General features: G+C 70.3%; 2 protein-coding genes. Both read right to left on the minus strand.

All coding sequences use genetic code 11. The features are described from left to right. Positions 1 to 76: 76 nt before the first annotated feature. A complete protein-coding gene (gene tnpB / locus IE88_RS0116070) occupies positions 77 to 436 on the minus strand; it encodes an IS66 family insertion sequence element accessory protein TnpB (protein WP_272945617.1) in 360 nt (119 codons plus the stop codon). Further along, a complete protein-coding gene (gene tnpA, locus IE88_RS19005) occupies positions 433 to 972 on the minus strand; it encodes an IS66-like element accessory protein TnpA (protein WP_156032666.1) in 540 nt (179 codons plus the stop codon). The genes tnpB and tnpA overlap by 4 nt, the downstream gene beginning before the upstream one ends. Positions 973 to 1,071: the final 99 nt, after the last annotated feature.

The following is a 1,071-nucleotide window of genomic DNA, read 5'->3' on the forward strand; positions in this document are numbered from 1 at the left end:
CCTTCGTCCGCCCACGGAACCTGCGATGTCAAAGAGTATATGGGAAAATGCAGCGGAAGCCGATCAGCGCCACCGACTACATCACCCGCGTCGGCTGGGGCGCGGCGGGCGGCGCCCGCGTCAGCCGCCAGTCGATGCCTTCGAGCAGCGAGGCGAGCTGGCTCGCGGTGACCGACACCTTGCCGTCCTTCGCGCGCGGCCAGACGAAGCGGCCCCGCTCGAGGCGCTTGTAGAACAGGCACATCCCCTGGCCGTCCCAGAACAGCACCTTCGCCCGGTCGCCGCCACGGTTGCGGAAGACGAAGACGTGGCCCGAGAGCGGATCCTCCTTGAGCACTTGAACCGTCTGCGCCGCGAGCCCGTCGAACCCTCTGCGCATGTCCGTCACCCCCGCCGCCAGCCACACCTTCGTGCCGATGGGGAAGGAGAGGCTCACGGCCTCGCCTCGCGTAGAACGCCCACCAGCTCGGCGAGGCGATCGGGCGCCACATCGCTCGGCAGCCGCAGCACTACCCCGTCCGGCAGCACCGCCTCGATGCGGCCTGCTGCGTCGCCGTCGCCACCGCCGGGTCCGGACGGCTGGGCAGGATGCCCAGGGCCGGCAGGCCCAGGACCTTCCTCGTCATCCAGCCGACGGAAAGGCACCACGGACCCGGCCGGATCAGGTGGCGAAGCGATCGGCGGCAGGACAGGCGGCGTGTAGGCGGACCGCACGCCAGCAGCGCCCGCGCTGTCCTCATCGTCCGCCGACACCTCGACCGGCAAGAAGGCTGCCGCGACCGCTGCGAGCCCCGCGTCCGTTCCGTCCTTCGCCGCCTTGCGCCACGCGAAGAGCTGCGAGGTGGACAGCTCGTGCCGCCGCGCGACCCAGCTAACCGGCTCGCCCGAACCGAAGCTCTCCGCCACGATCCGCGCCTTCTGCTCGGCCGTCCACCGACGACGACGCTCCGCCCCCAACACCTCTCCGCGCATCTCCAAACCCCTTCCGCCTAGGCGTACGACCAGTCGTATGCCTAGGCGTTAGCGAGGATCAGAAGCGGCCCGTAAGGCGGTCATGGGCGTACGCGTACG

Source organism: Parvularcula oceani, assembly GCF_000733125.1.
Lineage (GTDB): Bacteria > Pseudomonadota > Alphaproteobacteria > Caulobacterales > Parvularculaceae > Parvularcula > Parvularcula oceani.